Origin of the sequence: Streptomyces sp. NPDC091282, from assembly GCF_044757385.1 — a bacterium.
GTDB lineage: Bacteria > Actinomycetota > Actinomycetes > Streptomycetales > Streptomycetaceae > Streptomyces > Streptomyces gramineus.
In genome coordinates this window covers 117,076-138,423 of record NZ_JBIVUX010000003.1, presented here as the reverse complement: position 1 = coordinate 138,423, position 21,348 = coordinate 117,076, and the positions used below count along the sequence as shown (strand labels likewise).

The window sequence follows — 21,348 nt, the reverse complement described above, 5'->3', positions numbered from 1 at the left end:
CCCCCGTCACGGCAGGAGCCGGGGCTTCTTCTTCGCCGCCACGTCCTCCACCCAGCCGCACAGCACGACGAACACCGCGATCAGGATCCAGCCGACGCCGAACATGAACCACTGGCTGTCCAGCGGGAGCCACTTCTCGAACGCCGGGACGTCCCACATCCGGTCGATCAGCGGGACCGCCAGGATCAGGGCGATCTCGTGCCAGAGGTAGACGGTCACCGCGCGGGCGTTGAAGACGGTGACCGTCCGGTCCAGCCGCCGGAAGCGGGTCAGTGCGGCGAAGTCGATCCGGTAGTACTCCTTCGCCCACATCAGCAGCAGCACGAACCCGGCCGACCAGAAGGCCTGTGCGAGGGGGTTCTCGTCCAGGTCGTAGGTGCCGAAGCCGGCCTGGTGCGAGAAGGCGTACCAGCCGCCGTACCCCATCGCCGCGAGGGAGGCGGCGACCGCCAGGACCGGCTTCAGCCGCCGGAGCACGCCGTCGCGGTGGGCGAAGCCGAGGATCCAGCAGAAGAGGTAGGTCGACAGGTCCCACAGCGCGCTGCCGAGCCGGCCGTCCGGACCCGACCAGGCGAAGTTCAGCACCAGGACCGGGACCAGGGAGAGGACCAGGACCGGTACGGGCGCCTTGCGGAAGAGCCACAGCAGGGCCGGGGAGAGGAGGACGAACCAGAGGTAGGTCCGCAGGTACCAGAGGATCTCCCACGCCTGCTCGCCCCACGCGTTGCCCGGCGGGTCCCCGAGCGGCAGCACCCAGTAGACGATCTGCGGGCCCGGCATCCAGCCGTGGACCAGCATCGCCAGCACGACGAAGAACCCCCAGAACCAGAACGGCGGGAGGAGGCGGCGCAGCCGGCTCCTGACCACCTTCGCCGCCGGGCGCTCCAGGGACTTCGCCATCAGCGTGCCGGCCAGGCCGAACATGATGCCCATGGAGGGGAACACCATCCCGCACCAGGCCCACCCGAAGGTGTGATAGGTGACGACCCGGACCAGGGCGACCGCCCGGAGGGTGTCGAAGTAGCGGTCCCTGCCGGGCGGCCGGGACCGCGGGGCGGGGGCGGGAGCGGGTTCCTCGACAGCGGATGCCGGCTCGGCCGCGGGGATCGGCTCCGGCTCCGCCACCGGCAGCGGGGCCGTCTGCTCCGTCACCGGGACGCCCCCGTACCCGGCTCCGTACCCATACCCATACCCGGACCCGGCGTAGGGCTGGTGCGGCGGGTACTGCTGCTGCGGCTGCTCGCCTTGGCCCTCGTAGCCATGGCCGGGGTCTTGGCCATGGCCGTAGTCCCCCTGGTACGGGTACGGGTACGCGGAAGGGTTCTGCTGGTCCCAGGTCATCAGCCGTTCGCTCCTGCCGGGGTGCCTACCTCGCCGGTGCGCTTGAGCTTCTGCCAGCGCAGGCGGCCGCCGGTGAGGGCGGTGACGCAGGAGTGGATGAGGACGAGGTACATCATCTGACGGTAGGCCAGTTGCTGGAGAGGCATCATGAGGAGGTACCGGTACTTCTCCCTGTCGAGCCGGAACGCGTAGGCGGCGCACGCCAGTTGGACGCCCAGCACCGCGAACCAGGCCAGCAGGGCCGCCCGGAGGTCGACGAAGATCATCGAATAGGCCGTGAAGACGTCGATGAGCGGGGCGAAGAGCGGCGTGACGATCTGGAAGAGGACGACCAGGGGCATGCCCACCCGGCCGAACCGGCCCGACGGCCCCTTGTCCGTCAGGCACTTGCGGTGCTTCCACAGCGCCTGCATGGTGCCGTACGACCAGCGGTAGCGCTGGGACCACAGCTGTGCGAGCGAACCGGGCGCCTCGGTCCAGGCGCGGGCGTGCTCCTGGTAGACGACCCGCCGGCCGGCGCGGTGCAGGGCGATGGTGATGTCGGTGTCCTCGGCGAGGGTGTCCTCGCTCATCCCGCCGGCCTCCAGCACCGCGTCGCGCCGGAACGCGCCGACGGCACCCGGGATCGTCGGCATGCAGCGCAGCAGGTCGTACATGCGGCGGTCCAGGTTGAAGCCCATCACGTACTCGATGTGCTGCCAGGCGCCGATGACCGTGTCGCGGTTGCCGACCTTGGCGTTGCCGGCGACCGCGCCGACCTCGGGATCGGCGAACGGCTGCACCAGGTGCCGTACGGTCTCCGGCTCGAAGACCGTGTCGCCGTCCATCATCACGACGATGTCGTGACGGGCGCTGCGTACGCCGTTGTTGAGGGCGGCCGGTTTGCCGGCGTTCTCCTGGCGGAGGATCCGGACGTCGGTCATGCCGAGCCGGTCGGCCGCGGCCCTGGCGATCTCCGAGGTGCCGTCGGTGGAGCCGTCGTCGACGACGACGATCTCGATCGGGTGGGTGCTGCGGGCCAGTGACTCCAGGGTGTTGGCGATGCACTCCTTCTCGTTGTACGCCGGGACGATCACGCTCACCGGTCGGGTGACCGCCGGACCCCAGCTGAACCGGCGTCTGTTGCGCAGCCGGTGGTGGCGGCGGGCGACGAGCAGCATCAGCCCGAAGCGGCCCATGACCGCGACGCCCACGACGAGCAGCAGGCCCGACAGCACCGGCAGGGCCCACTCGGCGATCGCGACCGCCACCAGGAGCGCCTTGCCCTCGTAGAGCGTCATGCCGGTGGCGGTGCGATGGGCGGCCTGGAGGCCGCCGGAGGTGGTGTCGCCCCGGGCCGTCCCGGTGCGGACGCCGGTCTCTGCTCCCCGTCCGGCGGAGGTGCCCGCGGCGCCGGACGCGGTGGTGGCGGACGGGCCGCCGGCCGTGTCCTGCTTCTCGATCGCCCCGCTGATGGTGGTGAAGGTGTAGCCCTTCGCCCTCATCTTCTCGATGTACCGCGGCAGCGCCTCGATCGTCTGCGTCCGCTCGCCGCCCGCGTCGTGGAAGAGCACCGAGGCGCCCTTGCCCTTCTTCGGCGTGGCCCAGTCGATGATCTTGGAGACGCCCGGTTTCTTCCAGTCGTCGCTGTCGGTGTCGACGAAGACGCTGGTGTAGCCCTCCTTGCCGAGCCGCTGGTAGACGGGCCAGCTGTAGTCGTCGATGGCGTCCGTCTCCGAGGAGTACGGCGCGCGGAAGAGCGTGGTCGTGATCCCGGCCGCGCCGGCGAGCGCGAGCTGGCTCTGCCGCATCTCGCGGTTGACCCGGGCGTTGCTCTGGTACGACAGGTCGACGTGCGTGAAGGTGTGGATGCCGACCTCGTTGCCCTGGTCGACCATGGTCTTCACGATGCCCGGGTAGCGCGACACCATCGAGCCGACCAGGAAGAACGTGGCCGGGACGTCGTACCGGTGGAGGATCTTCAAGACCTGCGGCGTGTAGGTCGGGTCGGGGCCGTCGTCGAAGGTGAGCGCGATGGTCTTCGCGGGGACCGACACGGTGGCCGCCCGGCCGCCCCGGAACGTGAGGATCGGGCCGCCGTTCAGGATCCGGTCCGGTACGTCGGCGGAGCCGGCGCCGGTGCGCACCCGCTGGTCGCCGCCGACCTCCGCGCGCAGGTAGCCGTCGAGGAGCAGTACGCAGGTCAGTGCCAGCAGGAGCAGCAGGGCGAGGATGACTCGTGGTTTCTGCAGGGCCGCGGCCCGGCCCGCCGCCCGCTCGATACGGGAGGGGGCGCGCCTGCGGCCGCGTGCGGAGGTCGGTGCGGTCATGGAGAGGGCCTGCGTTCCGGTCAGTCGGCGGTGGCGGACGCCGTGGCCGGGGCGGACGGGGTGGCGGTGGTCGAGGGCGGCGCGGACGGGCCGCCGCCGGACCGGCCCGTCCGGCGTTCGGCGCCGCCCTGCGGCCGGGTGCCGCCGGGGTCGCCGCCCGCGCGTGCGAAGTCGGGGACGAGCGAGTCCGGGGTGAGCGCGGTGCCCCAGCCCAGGAAGGCGGCGCCGAGCACGCCCGTGTAGGCGAGGCAGACGACGCCGAGGAGCAGGCCGGCGCGGCGCAGCAGCTTGGAACGGCGTCCCGAGGAGTCGACGAACACGGGCCCTTCGGCGGACCCGTTGCCTTGTTTGCGGCGGCGACCACGCACTGCGGCGCGGGTTTCGATGGCGGGCTCGGATTGCATGTCCGGGGATATTAGGGAGGGTTTATGTGATCGCCTTCGGAGTCCTTGTGAGGCGGCCATGAGAAACGCCTTCACCTGTAATTTCACTGAGAGATTCCGTGAACACCTGCGAGGATCGTCCGGAGCGGTAATGGTGCTCAACATCCGCTTTGCGAAGTCTCGTTGATCCGGTTCACCACGTTCGTTCCATGAATTTCCCCTGTGATGACCGACGAGTTGAACACCATGTACGTGTGAGACGTTTTCCTTTCGAATCAGGGCTCTTTTCGATCCTGAGACGCACATCACGAAAGCGGGTGCATCTTGATGCGGGGTTTCCTCAGGCCGGCTGCCGGGCTCGTCTGCCTGTTTGCCATGGCAGTGACGGGGTGTTCCGCGGACACCTCGCGGACGGCGGCCCCGGCGGGTACGGCCTACGCCCCCTACGTCAGCGCGACCGAGGCCGCCGCCACGGACGGCGCGGGCTCGCCGTCGGTGTACAACCTGGCCTTCGTGATCTCCGGCGGCAGCGGCTGCACGCCGAAGTGGAACGGCACGACGGCGATCGGCAGTCCGGCCGTGCGGTCCCGCATAGCCGGGCTGAAGCGCGACGGCCGCTCGGTGCGGGTCTCCTTCGGCGGCGCCTCGGGCAGGGAACTCGCGACGACGTGCACCGGCGCCGCCGAACTCGCCGCGGCGTACGGCGCCGCACTGGACGCCGCGGGCTCCACCCGGGCCGACTTCGACATCGAGGGCGGCACGCTCACCGACTCCGCGTCGGTCGCCCTGCGGTCCCGGGCGATCGCCCTGCTCCAGAAGGAACGGCCCGGCCTGGAGGTCTCCTTCACCCTGCCCGTGATGCCGTCCGGGCTCGACGCCGGCGGCCTCGCGCTGCTCGACTCCGCCAACACGTACGACGTGCAGGTCTCCACGGTCAACATCATGACCATGAACTACGGCGAGTCCTACGACGGGGACATGGGCGACTACGCGCTCACCTCGGCGAAGGCCACGCACGCGCAGCTGAGGAAGGTGTTCGGGCTGTCGGACGCGGGGGCCTGGGGCGGGATGGCGCTGACCTCGATGATCGGCGTGAACGACGTGGCCGGGGAGACCCTCACGCTCGCGGACGCGGCCGACGTGCGGGCGTTCGCGGAGAGGAAGGGGATCGCCTGGGTCTCGATGTGGTCGACGTTCCGGGACGTGCCGTGCCGCAGCGGTACCGCGGACGACGACGCCGCGACCGACTGCAGCGGTGTCGCGCAGCGTTCCGGGGCGTTCGGGAAGGCGTTCGCGGGCTGAGCCGCCGCGGGCGGAGGCGCCGCCGGGCCGTCGCGCTACCTACGCCGGTGGACGAGCCGCCCCGCGCACACCGTCGCGACGCACTCCCCCGCCGCGTCGAACACCGCGAGGTCGGCCCGGACCGTCTCGGTGAGCCGCGCGGCGCGGGCCGCCGCGACCACGGCGACGTCGTTGCGTTCCGCGGCCGCCCGGAGCGCGGGCGAGTCGGCGTACGCCGCCAGGACCGCCACCGCGCCCCGCTTCAGCACGGCGTGCACCCGCTCGCGCGGGCTGGGCGCGTCCGGAAGGGGGCCGTCGTGGGTCCGGGCCGGGCCGAGGGACCCCGGCCACCTGCGCACCCGCGCCCGCGGGAACCGCTCGCGCAACTCCTCGTAGGGCCCGACGGCACCGATCCGGTCCCGTACGACGACCACGGCGCCGTCCTCGACCGGTGCGGCGTCCCAGGCGGTGAAGACCCGGTCCGCCGCGTGAATCGTCTCCACGCCGGGGTCAGTTGGCGGTGAGGAGCTTCAGTTCCGGGTGGGCGGTCCCGCCCTCGATCGCCGTCGAGGAGATGTGGGACATCACGCGCTCGTCGACCGGGTCGTTCGCCGGGTCGTCGTGGACCACGAGGTGCTCGTAGGTCGTCGCGCGCTGCGCCGGGACCCGGCCCGCCTTGCGGATCAGGTCGATGATCTCCAGGCGGTTGGAGCGGTGCTTGGCGCCGGCCGAGGAGACGACGTTCTCCTCCAGCATGATCGAGCCGAGGTCGTCGGCACCGTAGTGCAGCGAGAGCTGGCCGACCTCCTTGCCGGTGGTCAGCCAGGAGCCCTGGATGTGGGCCACGTTGTCGAGGAAGACCCGGGCGATCGCGATCATCCGCAGGTACTCGAAGAGGGTCGCCTGCGTGCGGCCCTTCAGGTGGTTGTTCTCGGGCTGGTAGGTGTACGGGATGAAGGCCCGGAAGCCGCCCGTGCGGTCCTGGACGTCCCGGATCATCCGCAGGTGCTCGATGCGCTCGGCGTTGGTCTCGCCGGTGCCCATGAGCATCGTGGACGTGGACTCCACGCCCAGGCCGTGCGCCGCCTCCATGATCTCCAGCCAGCGCTCGCCGCTCTCCTTGAGGGGCGCGATGGCCTTGCGGGGGCGCGCGGGCAGGAGTTCCGCGCCGGCGCCGGCGAAGGAGTCGAGACCGGCCTCGTGGATGCGGGTGATGGCCTCTTCGACCGAGACACCGGAGATCCGGGCCATGTGCTCGACCTCGGACGCCCCCAGGCTGTGGATGACCAGCTGCGGGAACGCGTCCTTGATCGCCTTGAAGTTGCGCTCGTAGTACTCGACGCCGAAGTCGGGGTGGTGGCCGCCCTGGAACATGATCTGGGTGCCGCCCAGTTCGACGGTCTCCGCGCAGCGGCGCAGGATGTCGTCGAGCTCACGGGTCCAGCCCTTGGCCTGGTCCTTGGGGGCCGCGTAGAAGGCGCAGAACTTGCACGCGGTGACGCACACGTTGGTGTAGTTGATGTTCCGCTCGATGATGTACGTCGCGATGTGCTCGGTACCGGCGTACCTGCGGCGGCGTACGGCGTCGGCGGCCGCGCCCAGCGCGTGCAGGGGCGCGTCGCGGTAGAGGTCGAGCGCCTCTTCCGGGGTGATCCGCCCACCGGCGGCGGCACGGTCGAGGACAGACTGGAGGTCGGCCTTCTCGGTCACCTTGGGCGTCCCTTTCGTCAAGGGTTGTGGACAGACTCCGCCAGCCTACGCCAGGCCTTCGGACGGCCCGACCTCAGGCCGTGTACGCGCCCACCAGCAGCGCCGCGAACGCGCCCGCGATCAGGAACGGGCCGAACGCGATCGCCGTCTTGCGCCCGGCCCGCCGTACGACGACGAGGGCGCCGCCGTACAACGCGCCGAGCAGGAACCCGGCGAAGGTGCCGAGCAGCACGGTGGGCCAGCCGTACCAGCCGAGGACGGCGCCCGTGCCGAGGGCCAGTTTCACGTCGCCGAAGCCCATGCCGCCGGGGTTGACCAGGAACAGGACGAAGTAGCCGGCGCCGAGCGCGAGGGACGCGTAGAGCGCGGTGAGCCAGTCGCCGGCGTGCTCGGGGAGCAGCGCGGCACCGCCGAGGAGGGCGAGGGCGGCCGCGGCGAAGGGGAGGGTGAGGGGATCGGGCAGGCGCTGCACCCGGAAGTCGACGGCCGCCAGCAGCACGCCGACCGGCGCGAGCAGCAGCCAGACGACGAGTTCGGGGCGGGTACCGGTGGCGCCCGCCAGGGCCGCGCAGACCAGCGCGGTGGCGACGGCGAGGGGGGCGGTGCGGGGGCCGTGGGCGGCGCGCGGGCCGGAGGCGGGCGGGCGCGGGTCGCCGGGGTCCGGCTCGGCGCCGTCGTCGGCGGCCGGTTCCGGTGCGTCCGCCTGTGCCGGGGTGAGCGGCGCGTCCTGTGCCGCGCCGGCCGTCGCGCAGGCGGCGCAGCGGGCCCGGCCCAGCCAGCCGCCGAGCGGATGGTCCGCGGGGCAGGCGGTGCGCCACGGCTCGCCCGCCGGGGCCGAGAAGCGGTACGCGGCGCGGGGCAGCAGGGTGCCGCTCGCCGCGCCCCAGAGCGCGGCGGCGGCCACGAGGACGAGGTCCTGGCCGGTCATCCCGCCGCCTCGGCGCCCTCGCGCCAGGTCGGCAGGAGTTCGTCGAGGAGGGCCTCGGTGCGCGGGGGCAGGCCGCGTGCGCCGCTGCGGGCGACGAGGTCGGCGGCGAGGGCGCGGAGCCGGTCCGGGTCGCCGGTGGCGTGGGTGGCGCGCAGCAGCTCGTGCCACAGGCGCTCGTCGTCCGGAGCGGTCCGCAGCGCCGCGCCGAGCGCCTCGATCGCCTTCTCCGCGCGGTCCTTCTCCAGGTGGAACGCGGACAGCGCGAGGCCGATGTCGGCGACCAGCAGCGGCAGTTGGGCGTCGACGATCTCGTGGGTGAGCCAGCGGTAGCGGCCGTCGGCGCGGTCGGCGAGCAGCGGGCCGCGCACCAGCACGAGCGCGTCGGTGAGGAGACGGCCGCGGACGGCCCGGCTGTCGGCGCCCTTGCCCTGGGTGGCCTCGTAGTAGAGGGACCGCAGGACGTCCAGGTCGGAGACGACGGACTTGGCGAGCACCAGCCGGCCGGTGGTGTCGGTGCGCAGCCGCGGGCCGCCGTCGGGGGCGGTGCCCAGCCAGGCGCGCAGCCGCTCCAGCAGCGCGTCGCGGACGTCCTCCGTCACTCCGCGCGGCCACAGCGCGGACGACAGCACGCGCGGGTGCACGCCCTCGCGGTGCAGCAGGAGCAGCGCGAGCGCCTCGTGGAGCAGGGCGCTGCGGTCTCCGTCCGGGGTGTCGAGGCCGATGATCTCGTACGGGCCGACCAGCCGCGCGTAGACCGCGGGGCGGCCCTGTTCGCTGATGTCGACGAGGAACGGCGGGGCGTTGGTCGGCCCGTCCGGGTCGCGCTCGGGGTCGGCCTCGACGAACAGCTCGACGACCGCGCGCTGCTGCACGGCGGGCAGCAGCTGGGCTTCGAGTTCGAGGCCGAGCAGCGGGGCGAGGAGCTTGCCGTCCGGGGTGATCTCCATCGCCCAGGCGGCGCCCGGCAGGTCCGCGCTCTCGGTGCCGACGAGGTAGCCGATGCCCAGCCGGGCCGCGTCGGCGGCGAGTTCGGCGAGCCGCAGCGCGTCCTCGGCGGACGGCTGGGCGGCGAGCAGCACCAGGTTCGGCGCCCAGCGGGTGTGCTGGGCCGGGCCGGTGCGGCCGGTGAGGACGGAGTCGTGTCCGGCGGCGCCGAGCGCCCCCCGCCGCTGCCGGGTCTCCGCCTCCATCACCTCGAAGAGCGCGTCCGCGTCGTCGAGGTGCCGCAGCCGGTTGGGGGCGAGCGGGGTGAGGTCGGCGCCGAAGCCGACGAGCGTGATGGTCATGCGGTCCGACCAGCCGTTGGTGGCGAGTTCGGCGGCGACCGAGGAGAACACGGCGGCCCGGTCGGCCTCCCGGCCGCTCAGCGAGACGATGCCGGGCACGGCCTCCAGGTTGAGCAGCAGCCGCGAGTCGTCCATGGTGCCGAGGCTGACCAGGCCCGGGTACGGCGCCGCGGTGTCGGTGTCCTCGTAGCGGTCGGCGTCCGCGCGGGACAGCGTCCAGAACGTCTGGTCCTGGCCGAGCTGCCAGGGCGCCGGCGGCTTTCCGGCCGGCTGGGCGAGCTGGAGGTGCAGGTCGCCGTGGCTGAGCCAGGCCGCGTAGACGACGGGCAGCGAACGGGACTCGGCGGTGAGGGCGGCGGCCAGTCCGCGCAGGGACCGGTCGAGCTGGCGTACGCCTTCGGGGTCCGCGCCGACCAGGAGGGCGTCCTGCACGTCCTGGGCCTCGCCGTGCGGGGTCGGCGGCTCCATGCCGCGCCGCCCGCCGACGGCGCCGAGCGCCGACTGCCACAGGGCCTGCCGGCGGCGGCGGCCGAGCGCGGCGAGCAGGCCGGCGGCGAGGAACGGGGCGCCGAGCAGCGCCTCCGGGAGGCCGAAGGCGTGGCCGGAGCCGTCCTGGGCGTGCGTGGCGGGTGTGGCGGTGTCACCGGCCCGGCGCGGGCTGGGCACGGTGATCCGGGCGGTGGCGCCGTCCTCGGCCGCGTGCCCGCCGCCGCCCTGCTCCTGGTGCTGCTGCTGGGCGTGGTCGCCGGTCCTGGCGTAGTCGCCGATCTGCTGCCGGACCTCGGGCGAGACGTGCGCGTCGGGGTTCTCGACGAGTTCGCCGCCGTGCGCGTCGCCGGGCATCTCCATGATCCAGCCGGGCCGGATGAGGCTGGCCTCGGAGAGCCGGGAGCCGTCGGGCTGGACGCGGTCCTTGTTGAGCTCGTAGATCTCCTTGTACCGGCGGCCGTCGCCGAGGTGGCGCTGCGCGATCTCCCACAGGGAGTCGTGGTGGCGGCCCTCGGGCGGCTGGATCCGGTAGTACTTCGTCGCCCCGTGCGCGGCGGCGGAGCCGTGCTCGGCCTGGGCGGCGACATGGCCGGCCTGTTCGGCGAGGGCGGCGGCGGTGCTCTTGGCCTGCTCCTGCTGCTGGGCGAGGAGGCCGGGGGTCGCCTGGGCAGCGGCCACGGTGCCCTTCTGGTTGCCCTCCATGCCGTGGCCGAGCTGCGACAGGCCCGGGGTGAGACTGGCGGCGGTGGCGCCGACCAGCAGCAGTGCGGCGACCAGCTGCCGGGCGAGCAGCTGGCTGGGGCCGGCGCCGGGGACCCGGCCGGGCAGGCCCACGCCGGAGACGGCGGCCTTGACCTCCACCAGCACGCAGGCGGTGAACTGGGCCCAGGCCAGCCAGACGATGACCGTCAGCGTGTTCAGGAACACGTCGACGCCGATCGGCTCCGACAGCCACTCCGTCTTCGGGGCGCTGTGCGGCAGGGGCCAGCCGACGGACACGGCGAGCGCGCCGGGGACGCCGACGACGAGGACGAGCAGGGCCAGGAAGGCGAGGAAGGCCTTGACGAAGTCGCCGGCCGTGCGCCGCCGCATCCGCACCGGCTGCGGGGTCCGGTTCCGCGGACCCGACGGGGTCCCCGTCGGTCTTCCCGTCGAGCTTGATGTGCTGCGTCGCGCCATGGCGGGTGTCCTGGGGTCGTGTGTGGAAGGAGCGGGCCGAGGGCACCACGAGCCTAACGAGCCCCCTTCGACGATCCTATTGACTGGAACCGACAGCGTCGAAGGGCAGAACACCGAACGGGCGCCCGGTTACGGCCCGTTCATCGACTCATGCCCGATTGGCCGGAGTTGTCGTCCGCCGCCCCGCACACCGTCCCTCCACACATCCCTCACCGGCTTCGGCCGGTCAGTCGCCGACGCGCAGCGAGGAGACCAGGAAGCGGCGCAGGACGGAGGTCGCGAAGGTGACGGCCGCGACCCCTTCCTCGGCGCGGAGTTCGACCACCGTGCGCGAGGGGCCGTACGGGCGTACGTGCACGTTTCCGAGGACGGCGGGGGTCTGCATGCCCTGCTCCAGGAGCACGCGCGCGAACCTCCAGGTGACCTCCTCGCCGTCCAGGGAGATCCACGGCGGGAACACGAAGTGCACGGACTGCGGGTCGGCCGAGGTGTAGCGGAGGGTCGCGGGTACCGCCAGCTCCTGCTCGTCGGCGGTGAGCAGGCGGGCGCCGGTGGCCTGCTCCAGGGTGATGGGCACGGGCGTACTCCGTCGGTGAGGAAGGCGAGGGCGGGAGCCGTCGTAGATATGGAGTGGCTCGTCCGCGTCTGATTACGCAGGAAAAGCAGGTCACTTGAGTGACATGCGTCACCTTCCGGTCCGGCGGGGCGCTCCCGTGCCGGTCAGCCGACCTCGTTCTCGGCCGTCGCCTCTCCGTGCACGACGATCGCGCCGCCGTAGAACATGCCCGTGAACACCGGCTCGTACGTCAACTGCACCTGGACCTGGACCTGCTGCGCGTCGGCCGCGGTGCAGTGCGTGCCCGCGATGTCGGCGGCGGACATGTCCATCTCGCGGGCGAAGGTCTTCACCCGGGCGTCGCAGTCCTGGAAGTTGATCGGCGCGGTGCCCTGGCCCTCGTACAGCTTCTCCCGGTCGATGTCCTGCGCCGCGTAGCGGGCCGCCTGTTCGGCGATGTCGGCGGCGCGTTCGCGCTTGGAGATGGACAGGCCGCCGTCGATGACGAACGCGGAGAGGGAGAGGAAGACCAGCGCGAAGATGATGACCGCACCGGCGCCGGACCCCCGGTCGTCCAGGCGGAGCCGGCGCGCGGTCCACCAGGTGCGCAGCAGCGCGATGCTCAGGCTCACGCCGACCTCCGCAGCGGATCCAGCGGCGAGGAGAAGCTCGCGGTGAGGGTGGTGGGGATGTCCAGGCCCAGCATGGCCAGACCGCGCACCTGGCAGCTGACCTCGACGGTGAAGATGCTGTCGGGCTCGAAACCCTGGCTGGTCTGGACGACGGAGACCGGCCCGGAGCAGACGTCCGCGAGGTCGGCCTCGGCGGCCTTGCGCGCCTCGGACATGGCCGTGCCGTGGTCCTTCTGGATGGAGCCGGCGCGGGCCGCGTCCCGGGCGGCGCCGTCGACCGCGCCGCGCCCGTCGACGAGCTGGCCGAAGGCGACCAGCACGAGGATGAACAGGATCATGACCGGGGCGAGGATGACGACCTCGACGGTCGACAGCCCCCCGTCGTGCGTCGGCTCGTCGTGCGTCGTCCCGTCGTGGGCGGACATCTAGTTGTCCTCCACGAATCGCTCGACCGGGCCCGACGACTGCGCGTGCACGGTCAGGTCCAGGCCCGGGAACACCGTCGGGATGCGGGCCGTGATCTCGACACCGACCGTGTTCTGCTCCGGCTGCAGCATCTTCACGTCGGGCGCCAGGACCAGTTGCGGCCCGAGCTGGCTGATGTAGGAGTCGACCACGTCCTGGGCCTTGCCGCGCCAGGCACCGGGTTCCGCGTCGGCGGTGGCTCGGGCCTTGCGGGCGCCCGCCTGGGCCGCGGCCTGGGCCACGTGGTCGGCGAAGAAGTACAGCGCGAACTGCACCGTGGCGAAGATCATGAAGAACAGGACGGGGGTGAGGAACACGAACTCGATCGCCGTCATCCCCGAGTCACCGCGCGCGGCCGCCGCCCGGCGGCGCACCCAGCCGCGCAGGCCCGTGCTCACGCCCTCGGACATCCCCGTCACCCCCGTCACCCCGTCGTCGTACGCGCGCTCAGCAGGTCTTGCTCGCGCTGGCGCCCTTGATGCAGTCGCCGACCTTGTTGGCGCCGTCGCTGAGCGCCGCGTTGATGATGGCGGCCACCACGCCGACGATCGCCACGACGACCGCGGAGATGATGACCCACTCGACGGCGGAGGCACCGCGGTCGAGTTCGCCGGAGCGGGCGCGCTGCACCCGGCCCTGGAGGAAGGTGACCAGGAAGTCCATCGCCGGGATCCCGGTGCTGTAGTTCCGTCCGTTCATGGTGTGTTGTCCTCTCGAAACAGCAGTTGGCGAAGGTTCACGCAAGAGATCAGACCTGGAACACCCGCATCGCCGCCGGGAAGATCAGGAAGACCAGGAAGCCGGCGCACAGCAGCAGCTGGGCGACGAGCATCGACTGGGACTTCTCGCCCGCGCTGCCCTCGATCTCGGCGAGTTCGCGGTGCCGCATGGTCTCGGCGCGGGAGGCCAGGGACTCGCGGACCTTGGCGCCGTCGTCGGCGACGAGCGCCAGGGACGCCGACAGGTCCTTCAGCTCCTCGACGCCGAGTTCCTCGCCGAGCGCGCCCAGCGCCTGCCACTGGCTGACGCCGGTGATGCGGGCGTCGGCGAGGGCGTTGCGGATGCGCTGGTTGGCCCAGCCGTCGGAGACGTCGGCGGCCGCCATCAGGGCCTCCGGGAGGCCGCGGCCGCCGGCCAGGCTCATCGACACCAGGTCGAGGTAGGCGCCGATCACCCGCCTGAGGTCGCGGCGCTTGTCGGCGGCGTCCCGCCGCACCTCCAGGTCGGGCAGGAAGAAGAACAGGGCCGCGCAGGCCAGGGAGAGCCAGACCGGGATGACCGGGCTGTGCCCGAACCCCATCGTGTAGACGACGGCGAACAGGAACGGGCCGAAGATCAGGCCGGCCGCCGCGAGCAGCACCTTGGTGGCGAGGAACTTCTCCCAGCTGCGGTCCAGGACGGCGAGGTCGGCGCGGAGCGAACGCTGCTCCCAGCCCTGCTGCCGGTAGAAGTCGGCGACGCGCTGCCCGACTTCGGCGCGCAGGGATCCGAACCGGCCGGTGTCCTGGGTCTGCCGCGCGGACTCGTAGGCGGCGCCGCGCGCCCGCATCGCGTCGATCCGGGCGACCTGGGCGACCGCGCTGCGCTTGGACGGCATCAGCGCGCGGACCAGGACGTACACGCCGAGGCCCAGGACCACGCCGACGAGGATCGGCATCGTGAGGTTCACCGGCGTACCCCTTCCTCGGTGGGCAGCGTCTGCTGACCGGGCTGACCCGGCTGGCCGGGGGCGGTGCGGGGCGGCCTGACGAACTGGACGGAGGACTGGTCGCGGACCAGGAACCGTTCCGGGGTCTCGATGGTGGACAGCTTGCGCAGCCACCAGAAGCCGAGCGCGAACAGCCCGCAGACCAGGGCGAGGACGAGCTGGCCGACGGCGGTGCCGTACGGCGAGACGAAGTCGCGGTTGAAGACGGCGAGGCCGAGCACGAACGCGACCGACACGGCGACGACGATCTGCACCGACCGCCGGGTGGACGCCCGTTGGGCCATCACACGCTGCCGCATGTCGACCTCCTCGCGCGCCGACTTGGCGAGCGCGCCGAGCACCTGCCGCAGACCGGGGCCGCGCAGGCGGGCGTTGAGCATGAGCGCGGCGACGATGATGTCGGCAGACGCGTCGTCGATCTCGTCGGCGAGGTGCTGGAGCGCGTCCGGCAGCGGGGTGCGGGCGCGCAGCCGGTCGACCAGGGCGTCGAGGTGCGGACGCAGGATCGGTGCCGCGGCCCGCGCCGACGCCGGGATGGCCTGCTCCAGGCCGACCGCGCCGGCGATGGTGTCCCGCAGCGACTCGGTCCAGGAGGCCAGCGCCTCCACGCGCTTCATCGCGGCGCGTTCCTCGGCGGCGCCGCCGAACAGCTTGTCCCAGAAGAAGACCAGGACGCCGGCGGCGACACCGGCCACCGCCCAGCGGGTCATCAGCAGGACCGCGAGGCCGACGATGGCGGCGAGGGAACCGCGCCGGCCGGCGAACCGGATGAGTTCGGCGGCCCGGTCGTTCGCCTTCTGCTTCTCGTGGTCGGGCTTGGCGGGCAGGCCGCGGACCGCGAGGATCAGCAGCGCGAGGCCGCCGCCCGTGGCGACACCGCAGCCCAGCGCGTACAGGACCTCGGTGGAGAAGAGGCCGCCCATGGAGCCCAGGGAGTCCAGGTTCATGTCACATCACCCCCAGGCCCCGTGCGGCTGGTAGCCGTAGGCCATCAGGTCCTCCAGGCAGGCTAGGGGCGCGTGCGGTACGACCCGGCCGTCGGGGGCCTCCGCGAACACCTCGCTGGACAGCACCCGCCCGTCGACGCCGTTGACCTCGCGGACCGAGGTGACCATGCGCTGAAGGCGGCCGCCGGTCTGGTAGTTGTTGCGCCGCTGGATGAAGACGACGAAGTTCACCGCGCCCGCGATCAGCATCTGGCTGGCCTCGATGGGCAGCCGTTCGGAGGCCTGGAGCGCGTAGGTCGAGATGCGGTTGAAGACCTCGCTTGAGCTGTTGGCGTGGATCGTGGAGAGTGATCCGTCGTTGCCCTGCGACATCGCGTTGAGCATGGTGACGATCTCGTCGCCGAGGACCTCGCCGACGATGACCCGCGAGGGGTTCATGCGCAGCGAACGGCGGACCAGTTCGGCCATGGAAATGGTGCCCTGGCCCTCGGAGTTGGGCAGCCGCTCCTCGAACGCGACGACGTTCGGGTGCAGGTCGGGGAAGGTGTCGAGGCCCAGCTCCAGCGCGCGCTCGACGGTGATGAGGCGCTCGTGCGGCGGGATCTCGTTGGCGAGGGCCCGCAGCAGGGTCGTCTTGCCCGCGTTCGTCGCCCCCGCGATCATGATGTTCTTGCGGGCGCGGACCGCGCAGGCCATGAAGTGCGCGACCTCGGGCGTCAGGGTGCCGTTGCCGACCAGGTCGGAGATGAAGACCTTGCCCATGCGGGCGCGGCGGATGGAGAGCGCGGGCCGCCGGGTGACGTCCATGACGGCGGAGAGCCGGGAGCCGTCGGGCAGGCGGAGGTCGAGCTGCGGGTTGGCGGAGTCGAAGGGCCGGGAGGAGAGACCCGAGTAGGCGCCGAGCACCTGGATCAGCTCGACGAGTTCCTCGTCGGTCTCCGCGACGGGGTCCCCTACGGTCTCGCGGCCGTCGCTGTAACCGACGAACACCTGGTCGCAGCCGTTGATGTCGATGTTCTCGACGTCGGGGTCGTCCAGCAGCGGCTGGAGGCGTCCGACGCCGAACAGGGCCGCGTGCACGGCGGCCGCGTACTGCTCCTCGGTCTCCGCGTCCAGCGGCGTGCGCCCGGCGTTGATGTCCGCGCGGGCGTACTCCTCCAGGATCTGGGCTATGACCGCGCGGGCGTACTGCCGTTCGTCCTCGTTGGACATCGGCGTGACACCGGACGTCTGGTCCTGACGGCGCTGCTCGGCGATCCGGTCGCCGGCGTCCTGCCGGAACCGCTTGACCAACTGGTGGTCGACAGCGGTCATCGGCCGGCCCCCGCATGGGGTGCCTGGGTCGGTACGGTCCAGGCGGCGCCGTACTGCTGGTGGATGTCGGCGGTGACCTTGCGGGCCGAGCGGATGAGCAGCGACTTGTCGAGCCGCCCGCGCTTGCGGCCGGCCAGCTGGTCGGCGCCCGCGGCGTCGTCGGCGATCGTGCCGACCACCCGGGCCCCGGTCTGGGCGTGCACGAGCATGTCGTTGACCTGGTTGACCAGCTTGCCGGAGCTCGACGGATCGGCGACCAGGACCACGCCGATCAGCGGGGTGGCGAGCGAGGCGGCGCCGCGCGGGCCGCCGTGCAGCTTCTGCGCGAGGGCGGCGGCGCGGTCCCGGACCCGGGCCAGCGCCTCCGGCTCGGTCCGCGAGACCAGCAGCACGAGCGCGGCGTGCGGGAACAGCTCCACGGCCGGGGTGTCGCCGCTGATCCGGCCGCAGTCGGCGATGACGTCGGCGGGGGCGTTCGGGGAGTCGGCGAGGGAGGCGAAGGCGTGGCCGAGGGTGGGCCACAGGCCGGCGAGCCCGGCGGCCTGCTCGGCGATGCCGAGGCCGACGACCACTTCCAGTCCGCCGCTCAACGGCTGGACGTGGTCCCAGAGTTGATCGGGGACCAGGCCGCGCCGGGCGGTGGCCGCTATGGAGAGCATGCCGGTGTTGGGGTTGAGCGGTCCGCCGTGCGCGGCGGCGCTGCGGTAGACCAGGTCGCCGCCGGCCGGGTCGGCCTCGGCGAGCAGGACCCGACGCGGCCAGACCGCGGCCAGCGCGACGGCCGCGGTGGTGACGCCGGGAGAACCCTTGTCGGCGGCGATTGCGATGAGCGCCATGGGTGGGCCGCCTTCTAGTTGCCGGTGCCGGGAACGTGCACGATGGCGACCGCGCCGGCGGCCGCGGCCCGCGCGACCGCGGCGGCGTCGCTCTCGTCCACGAGCAGCGTCAGCGAGAGGTTGCCGGTGCTGATGGTGGAGTCACTGTCGTCGGACCTGGTGTTGACCTTGGCGTCGGGGACGATCGGCGCACCGGACGAGGAGGAGGACGACGAGTCCGAGCCGCCGGATCCGGAGCCGGAGCCCGAACCGGAGTTGCCGGTACCCACGTTGTAGACGGCGACGACGTCACCGGGCTTGATGTCCGCCGGGTACTGGCCCTCCTTGAGGGCGACACCGACGGAGGCCTTGCCGGCCGGCAGCGAGCTGCCCTGGGTGAACATGTCGCCGATGACGACGGTGCCCTTGTAGATGGTGGACTTGGCCTTGTAGGACTTCAGGGAGTCCAGCTGCGACCACTTGACGTAGTTGATGCTGTCGTCGGCCGCGACCAGGACGGACGTCGTGTTGCTCGTGCCGACGGACTCGCCGGCCTGGATGTCGGCGGTCACCTTGACGACCTCGATCCGGTCGCCCGCCTGGAGCACGAGTGTCGTGGCGCCCAGCGCGCCGAGCAGGATCAGCAGCACCGCGAGCGCGGCGAGCGCGGGCTTGCGTTCACGGGGCGGCGTAGGAAGCCGGTCTCCGACCGAAGGCTGAGCCGGGCCCGTGGAACGACCGGCGCCCGCCCCCGTACGCTCTTGGATCTTCACGCAACCGCTCCCCGTTACAGCCAAGAAAAAAATTGTCTGCCCTGAAACTCTGTCAACGCCGTAAAAGCGGACACTCGACGCCAACCGCCCGATCCGGCCGAATACTCGGCGGCAGGGCGAGTGTCAAGCGATCGCACCGTATCAGCCGCACATAAGCCCCTCAAGGCGCGCTCGGACACCTTGACCTCAATGGAATCGACGTTGCGATCTGCAACGGCGGTGACCTGAGCGGCGGTTGAGATTCCAGCCACGTCAAGGGACACCGACGTGTGCGCCGGTGAATCCTCCCGCCCCCGTCCACGACCGGCCCGCACGCGATGCCGTCACCGTGCGCCCATGAGGCCTGCACGAAGTGCTCACGACGACGACCGGTCCCGGACCGCGGCCTGACTAGGATTTCGGATCACCCGGCCGGACGAGGGGTCCGCCGCCGTCGACCGTGAGGACCGCCGACCGTGACCGTGCCGCACCCCAAGTCCTGGCTGCCCCCGGCCGGCGAGGAACTCGTGGCACGCGCCCCGGTGTCCTTCGCGACCGGCGCCGGGGACCGGGTCAAGGGCCGGCGCTGGTTCCGTGACCCCGCACGGCGCGACATACAGGGCGAGTTGCCGGGCTGGCCGCCCGGACCGGTCTACCGGCTCAGGTCGAGGACCGGCCTCGTGCTGCGGACCGTCCTGGGCATCACGTTCCTCCTGGGTGTGCTCGCCCTGGCCGTGGTCGCCGACGGCAACGTGCCGTCCGGCAGCGGCCCCGCCGGTGCCGGACTGGGCAGGAGCAAGGACCCGGAGAACGAGGAGGAGGACTTCCCGGTGCTGTGGGCCGCCCCCGGCGCCGTCGCCCGTACCCTCCCCTGGGAGCTGGACCCGGCCCGCCGCCCCGGGACGGACGTCACGCACCTGGTCCTGACCGACCGCCGGCTGCTGGTCCTCGGCGGGCTCCAGGACCCCAGGGACCCCTGGGAGGAGGTCCTGTGGGAGGTGGAGCTGAGCGCGGTGGCCGGCGTCGAGCGGTGCCCGTTCAGCGTCGGCGGGCGGGACTTCAGGATCACCTTCACGGACGGCTCCTGGTGCCGGCTGACCTCCCTGGAGGGTGAGGGGCTCGTCGCCCGGCTGACGGCCGCGTGATCCGGCCTAGACGGTGACCCGGACCGTCCGGGCCAGTTCGTCGGTCAGCTCGCACAGGGCGTCGGTGCGGGCCGGTGCCCGCCAGGACGTGAACAGCACGAGCGCCCAGGCCGGGTCGGCGCGGATGCCGTACGCGCAGGTCTCCGTGACGGTGCCCAGCCCGTCCGCGTCCACGTCCTGGACGTAGGCGTGCCGTACCCGCACCGCCGGGCCGGCGGGCAGGGTGCGCGGCTCGCTCTCGGGCGGCCGGTAGGACACCGGGGTCGGAGCGGCGAGGAAGCGCCGCAGGAGATCGACGGTCATCGTCGGGTGCGTGGCGTCGGCGACCAGCGCGGTCAGTTCGACGCGGGCCAGTTCGCCGAGGCGGGGTTCCGGGACGTACGACAGCGCGGTGACCGGCCCGCGCTCGCGGGAGTCCGCGGCGGCCTCGCGGAGTTCGGCGGCGAGGGCCCGCCGGAGCCGCTGCCGTCCGCCGTCCGTACCGACGCGGCGGGCCGCCGCCTCCGCGGACCACGCGTCCAGGTCGACGTCGGCCGCGCGCACCGGCAGGGCTATGGCGTCCCGCGGCACCCTCATACGCACCGTGGACGCGGCGAACTCGGGCATCAGGCCATCCATTGCAGAGTGCGGGCGACGGAGTCGAAGAGGCCGACCAGGGCGTCGGCCAGCGGTTCCATCGGCGTGGAGAAGGAGAGCAGCAGCCGCTGATCACTGCGCGGGACCGTGAGATGGACGTCCAGGTGCGTGACGGCGAGCTTGTTGCCGTCGGGGTCGTCGGCGGCCGGCCGGCGCAGGCGGCGGTGGCGTACGGCGGGGCCGGCGGGGAGGTCGACAAGGGTGACCGTCTCCTCGGCCGTCGCGCGCAGGGCGAGGGCGCGGGCGACGTCCCCGAGATCACCGGCCTCGGTGCCGGGAGGCGGCCGCAGCAGGGTGACCACCAGACCGGCGGAGACCGGGACCCGGCCGAGGATCCGGTTCATCAGGTACATCTCGACACCGCCGTGGGCGTGCGCGGCCTCGGCCTGCTTCCGCATCCGCTCCGCGAGCGCGGCCGCCAGCCGGGGATCGGCCGCCGTACGCCGGAGACCGCGCTTGACGATCTTGTCGATGCGGTAGCCCCACCGTTCGGGATCGAGCACGATCCGCTCCCAGCCCTCGGGAACGGCGAGGCGGTAGTCGGAGGGCGGCGCGGTCCCGTCCGCGTCGGCGCCGGGGCCACGGGAGGTGCCGGAACCGCCGGCGGCACCGGGGCCATAGGAGGTGCCGGAACCGCCGGCGGCACCGGCGTTCCCGCCGTTCACCGCGCCGCCCCGGCCGTCCGGCCGTACCGCCGCCTGCCCATGACCACGGCCGTCGCCGGCGCCAGCACGAGCACCACGGCGGCGCCCAGGCAGAGGTAGCCCTCGGGGACGCCGCCGATCGAGGACCTGGTCCCGAGCGCGGGCTTGTAGTGGCCCGCCGGGTCGACGACGGCGGTGACCGTGCGGCCCACCGCGTCGGCGCAGTCGTCCTTGTCGGCGACCACCTCGCGGACGGACCCGTCCCGCAGCCGGACCCTGCAGTACGTCTCGCGGGTCCCGTGCGTCCACTGGTGGGCCGGCGCGACGACGGTGACCGTCTGTTCCGTCCCTCGCAGGTGCAGGTACCAGGCGTTGGCGAAGGCGGAGCCGACCAGCACCAGGACGAGGTAGGCGGCCGCGGTGACGTACCGGGCGACGGAGGCGCCGCGCGTGTCACGGGTCTTGAAGGCCACCCAGAACACCGGCAGCGCCAGCAGCAGGCCGACGAGCGCCGCCGCCTTGCCGATGAACAGGCTCGCGCCCAGGCAGACGACGGCCGACACGGCGGCCACCAGGACCAGCCGGGCCCACGGCCACACCGGGGCGACCCCGCCGTACCCGGCCCGCGCGCTCCGCCCGGCGGGCGCGGGTTCGGAGAACTCGGCGAGGATGGTGCGCACCCGCCGCATGCCGTCCGGGCCGGCCGCGACACGGCGCAGCTCCGTCAGGCCGAGGCCCACCTCCTCCAGCGACTGCCGCCACTTCTCCGGCAGTTCCGCGAACAGCTCGTCGACGGACCTCTCGTCGTCACTCGCCACGTGATCCTTG

The 21,348-nt window shown here is 72.6% G+C and carries 22 protein-coding genes; 2 read left to right on the top strand and 20 right to left on the bottom strand.

The annotated features are described in order from the left end of the window. Positions 1-6: 6 nt before the first annotated feature. From ACIQOE_RS14390 to ACIQOE_RS14380, 3 genes are read right to left on the bottom strand one after another with little or no spacing between them, the layout of a single operon-like run. Positions 7-1,341: an acyltransferase gene (locus ACIQOE_RS14390; RefSeq protein ID WP_401411731.1), complete on the bottom strand. Its 1,335-nt coding sequence runs from the start codon at positions 1,339-1,341 to the stop codon at positions 7-9. Then, on the bottom strand, positions 1,341-3,650 hold the full coding sequence (locus ACIQOE_RS14385) for a bifunctional polysaccharide deacetylase/glycosyltransferase family 2 protein (protein WP_401411729.1): 2,310 nt from the start codon (positions 3,648-3,650) through the stop codon (positions 1,341-1,343). The genes ACIQOE_RS14390 and ACIQOE_RS14385 overlap by 1 nt, the downstream gene beginning before the upstream one ends. A gap of 20 nt (positions 3,651-3,670) precedes the next feature. Next, a complete protein-coding gene (locus ACIQOE_RS14380; RefSeq protein ID WP_365554959.1) occupies positions 3,671-4,054 on the bottom strand; it encodes a hypothetical protein in 384 nt (127 codons plus the stop codon). A gap of 306 nt (positions 4,055-4,360) precedes the next feature. Here ACIQOE_RS14380 and ACIQOE_RS14375 point away from each other — a divergent pair, with 306 nt between their 5' ends. After that, positions 4,361-5,335 (top strand): chitinase, encoded by a 975-nt coding sequence (locus ACIQOE_RS14375; protein WP_401411726.1) that lies wholly within the window; start codon positions 4,361-4,363, stop codon positions 5,333-5,335. A gap of 35 nt (positions 5,336-5,370) precedes the next feature. On the opposite strand, the gene ACIQOE_RS14370 is transcribed toward ACIQOE_RS14375, so the two are convergent. The 14 genes from ACIQOE_RS14370 to ACIQOE_RS14305 all read right to left on the bottom strand — a co-directional run bounded on the left by ACIQOE_RS14370 (position 5,371) and on the right by ACIQOE_RS14305 (position 18,116). After that, positions 5,371-5,817 carry an imidazolonepropionase-like domain-containing protein gene (locus tag ACIQOE_RS14370; protein ID WP_351317982.1) on the bottom strand — a complete coding sequence of 149 codons (447 nt, stop codon included), beginning with the start codon at positions 5,815-5,817 and terminating at the stop codon, positions 5,371-5,373. Between the two features lie 7 nt (positions 5,818-5,824). Then, positions 5,825-7,024 (bottom strand): cyclic dehypoxanthinyl futalosine synthase, encoded by a 1,200-nt coding sequence (gene mqnC, locus ACIQOE_RS14365; protein WP_351317980.1) that lies wholly within the window; start codon positions 7,022-7,024, stop codon positions 5,825-5,827. Positions 7,025-7,097: 73 nt separating this feature from the next. Continuing rightward, on the bottom strand, positions 7,098-7,952 hold the full coding sequence (locus ACIQOE_RS14360; RefSeq protein WP_365570474.1) for an A24 family peptidase: 855 nt from the start codon (positions 7,950-7,952) through the stop codon (positions 7,098-7,100). Beyond that, positions 7,949-10,906: a BTAD domain-containing putative transcriptional regulator gene (locus ACIQOE_RS14355; RefSeq protein WP_401411723.1), complete on the bottom strand. Its 2,958-nt coding sequence runs from the start codon at positions 10,904-10,906 to the stop codon at positions 7,949-7,951. Before ACIQOE_RS14355 ends, ACIQOE_RS14360 begins: the two co-directional genes overlap by 4 nt. 226 nt (positions 10,907-11,132) lie before the next feature. After that, positions 11,133-11,483: an SsgA family sporulation/cell division regulator gene (locus tag ACIQOE_RS14350; RefSeq protein ID WP_351317974.1), complete on the bottom strand. Its 351-nt coding sequence runs from the start codon at positions 11,481-11,483 to the stop codon at positions 11,133-11,135. A gap of 143 nt (positions 11,484-11,626) precedes the next feature. After that, positions 11,627-12,088 (bottom strand): pilus assembly protein TadG-related protein, encoded by a 462-nt coding sequence (locus ACIQOE_RS14345; RefSeq protein WP_365555124.1) that lies wholly within the window; start codon positions 12,086-12,088, stop codon positions 11,627-11,629. Between the two features lie 2 nt (positions 12,089-12,090). Continuing rightward, positions 12,091-12,519, bottom strand: a complete 429-nt coding sequence (locus ACIQOE_RS14340) for a TadE/TadG family type IV pilus assembly protein (RefSeq protein ID WP_351317972.1) — start codon at positions 12,517-12,519, stop codon at positions 12,091-12,093. Continuing rightward, positions 12,520-12,969: a TadE family protein gene (locus ACIQOE_RS14335; protein WP_362175431.1), complete on the bottom strand. Its 450-nt coding sequence runs from the start codon at positions 12,967-12,969 to the stop codon at positions 12,520-12,522. A 37-nt stretch (positions 12,970-13,006) separates the two neighbouring features. Further along, positions 13,007-13,258: a hypothetical protein gene (locus tag ACIQOE_RS14330; protein ID WP_351317968.1), complete on the bottom strand. Its 252-nt coding sequence runs from the start codon at positions 13,256-13,258 to the stop codon at positions 13,007-13,009. A 49-nt stretch (positions 13,259-13,307) separates the two neighbouring features. Next, complete coding sequence (locus ACIQOE_RS14325; RefSeq protein ID WP_401411720.1) at positions 13,308-14,228, bottom strand: type II secretion system F family protein; 921 nt, start codon at positions 14,226-14,228, stop codon at positions 13,308-13,310. After that, on the bottom strand, positions 14,225-15,214 hold the full coding sequence (locus tag ACIQOE_RS14320) for a type II secretion system F family protein (protein ID WP_351935069.1): 990 nt from the start codon (positions 15,212-15,214) through the stop codon (positions 14,225-14,227). Before ACIQOE_RS14320 ends, ACIQOE_RS14325 begins: the two co-directional genes overlap by 4 nt. A 6-nt stretch (positions 15,215-15,220) precedes the next feature. Then, positions 15,221-16,528, bottom strand: a complete 1,308-nt coding sequence (locus ACIQOE_RS14315; RefSeq protein ID WP_365554971.1) for an ATPase, T2SS/T4P/T4SS family — start codon at positions 16,526-16,528, stop codon at positions 15,221-15,223. Continuing rightward, complete coding sequence (locus ACIQOE_RS14310) at positions 16,525-17,364, bottom strand: hypothetical protein (RefSeq protein ID WP_362175161.1); 840 nt, start codon at positions 17,362-17,364, stop codon at positions 16,525-16,527. The genes ACIQOE_RS14315 and ACIQOE_RS14310 overlap by 4 nt, the downstream gene beginning before the upstream one ends. Positions 17,365-17,378: 14 nt before the next feature. Continuing rightward, positions 17,379-18,116: a hypothetical protein gene (locus tag ACIQOE_RS14305; RefSeq protein ID WP_365554973.1), complete on the bottom strand. Its 738-nt coding sequence runs from the start codon at positions 18,114-18,116 to the stop codon at positions 17,379-17,381. Between the two features lie 455 nt (positions 18,117-18,571). On the opposite strand from ACIQOE_RS14305, the gene ACIQOE_RS14300 reads away from it, so the two are divergent. Then, positions 18,572-19,240 carry a hypothetical protein gene (locus tag ACIQOE_RS14300; RefSeq protein ID WP_365570468.1) on the top strand — a complete coding sequence of 223 codons (669 nt, stop codon included), beginning with the start codon at positions 18,572-18,574 and terminating at the stop codon, positions 19,238-19,240. 6 nt (positions 19,241-19,246) lie between these two features. On the opposite strand, the gene ACIQOE_RS14295 is transcribed toward ACIQOE_RS14300, so the two are convergent. From ACIQOE_RS14295 to ACIQOE_RS14285, 3 genes are read right to left on the bottom strand one after another with little or no spacing between them, the layout of a single operon-like run. Then, positions 19,247-19,846 (bottom strand): hypothetical protein, encoded by a 600-nt coding sequence (locus tag ACIQOE_RS14295; RefSeq protein ID WP_401411717.1) that lies wholly within the window; start codon positions 19,844-19,846, stop codon positions 19,247-19,249. Beyond that, positions 19,846-20,541, bottom strand: a complete 696-nt coding sequence (locus ACIQOE_RS14290; protein ID WP_401411715.1) for a hypothetical protein — start codon at positions 20,539-20,541, stop codon at positions 19,846-19,848. The genes ACIQOE_RS14295 and ACIQOE_RS14290 overlap by 1 nt, the downstream gene beginning before the upstream one ends. After that, positions 20,538-21,338, bottom strand: a complete 801-nt coding sequence (locus ACIQOE_RS14285) for a hypothetical protein (RefSeq protein ID WP_401411713.1) — start codon at positions 21,336-21,338, stop codon at positions 20,538-20,540. The genes ACIQOE_RS14290 and ACIQOE_RS14285 overlap by 4 nt, the downstream gene beginning before the upstream one ends. Positions 21,339-21,348: the final 10 nt, after the last annotated feature.

What these genes read in the sequence shown, in the direction of transcription:
- ACIQOE_RS14355 (WP_401411723.1), bottom strand. Translation starts at nt 10,906, where the DNA reads ATGGCGCGACGCAGCACATCAAGCTCGACGGGAAGACCGACGGGGACC.
- ACIQOE_RS14360 (WP_365570474.1), bottom strand. Translation starts at nt 7,952, where the DNA reads ATGACCGGCCAGGACCTCGTCCTCGTGGCCGCCGCCGCGCTCTGGGGC.
- ACIQOE_RS14330 (WP_351317968.1), bottom strand. Translation starts at nt 13,258, where the DNA reads ATGAACGGACGGAACTACAGCACCGGGATCCCGGCGATGGACTTCCTG.
- ACIQOE_RS14315 (WP_365554971.1), bottom strand. Translation starts at nt 16,528, where the DNA reads ATGACCGCTGTCGACCACCAGTTGGTCAAGCGGTTCCGGCAGGACGCC.
- ACIQOE_RS14390 (WP_401411731.1), bottom strand. Translation starts at nt 1,341, where the DNA reads ATGACCTGGGACCAGCAGAACCCTTCCGCGTACCCGTACCCGTACCAG.
- ACIQOE_RS14335 (WP_362175431.1), bottom strand. Translation starts at nt 12,969, where the DNA reads ATGTCCGAGGGCGTGAGCACGGGCCTGCGCGGCTGGGTGCGCCGCCGG.
- ACIQOE_RS14380 (WP_365554959.1), bottom strand. Translation starts at nt 4,054, where the DNA reads ATGCAATCCGAGCCCGCCATCGAAACCCGCGCCGCAGTGCGTGGTCGC.
- ACIQOE_RS14385 (WP_401411729.1), bottom strand. Translation starts at nt 3,650, where the DNA reads ATGACCGCACCGACCTCCGCACGCGGCCGCAGGCGCGCCCCCTCCCGT.
- ACIQOE_RS14320 (WP_351935069.1), bottom strand. Translation starts at nt 15,214, where the DNA reads ATGAACCTGGACTCCCTGGGCTCCATGGGCGGCCTCTTCTCCACCGAG.
- ACIQOE_RS14295 (WP_401411717.1), bottom strand. Translation starts at nt 19,846, where the DNA reads ATGCCCGAGTTCGCCGCGTCCACGGTGCGTATGAGGGTGCCGCGGGAC.
- ACIQOE_RS14310 (WP_362175161.1), bottom strand. Translation starts at nt 17,364, where the DNA reads ATGGCGCTCATCGCAATCGCCGCCGACAAGGGTTCTCCCGGCGTCACC.
- ACIQOE_RS14375 (WP_401411726.1), top strand. Translation starts at nt 4,361, where the DNA reads ATGCGGGGTTTCCTCAGGCCGGCTGCCGGGCTCGTCTGCCTGTTTGCC.
- ACIQOE_RS14340 (WP_351317972.1), bottom strand. Translation starts at nt 12,519, where the DNA reads ATGTCCGCCCACGACGGGACGACGCACGACGAGCCGACGCACGACGGG.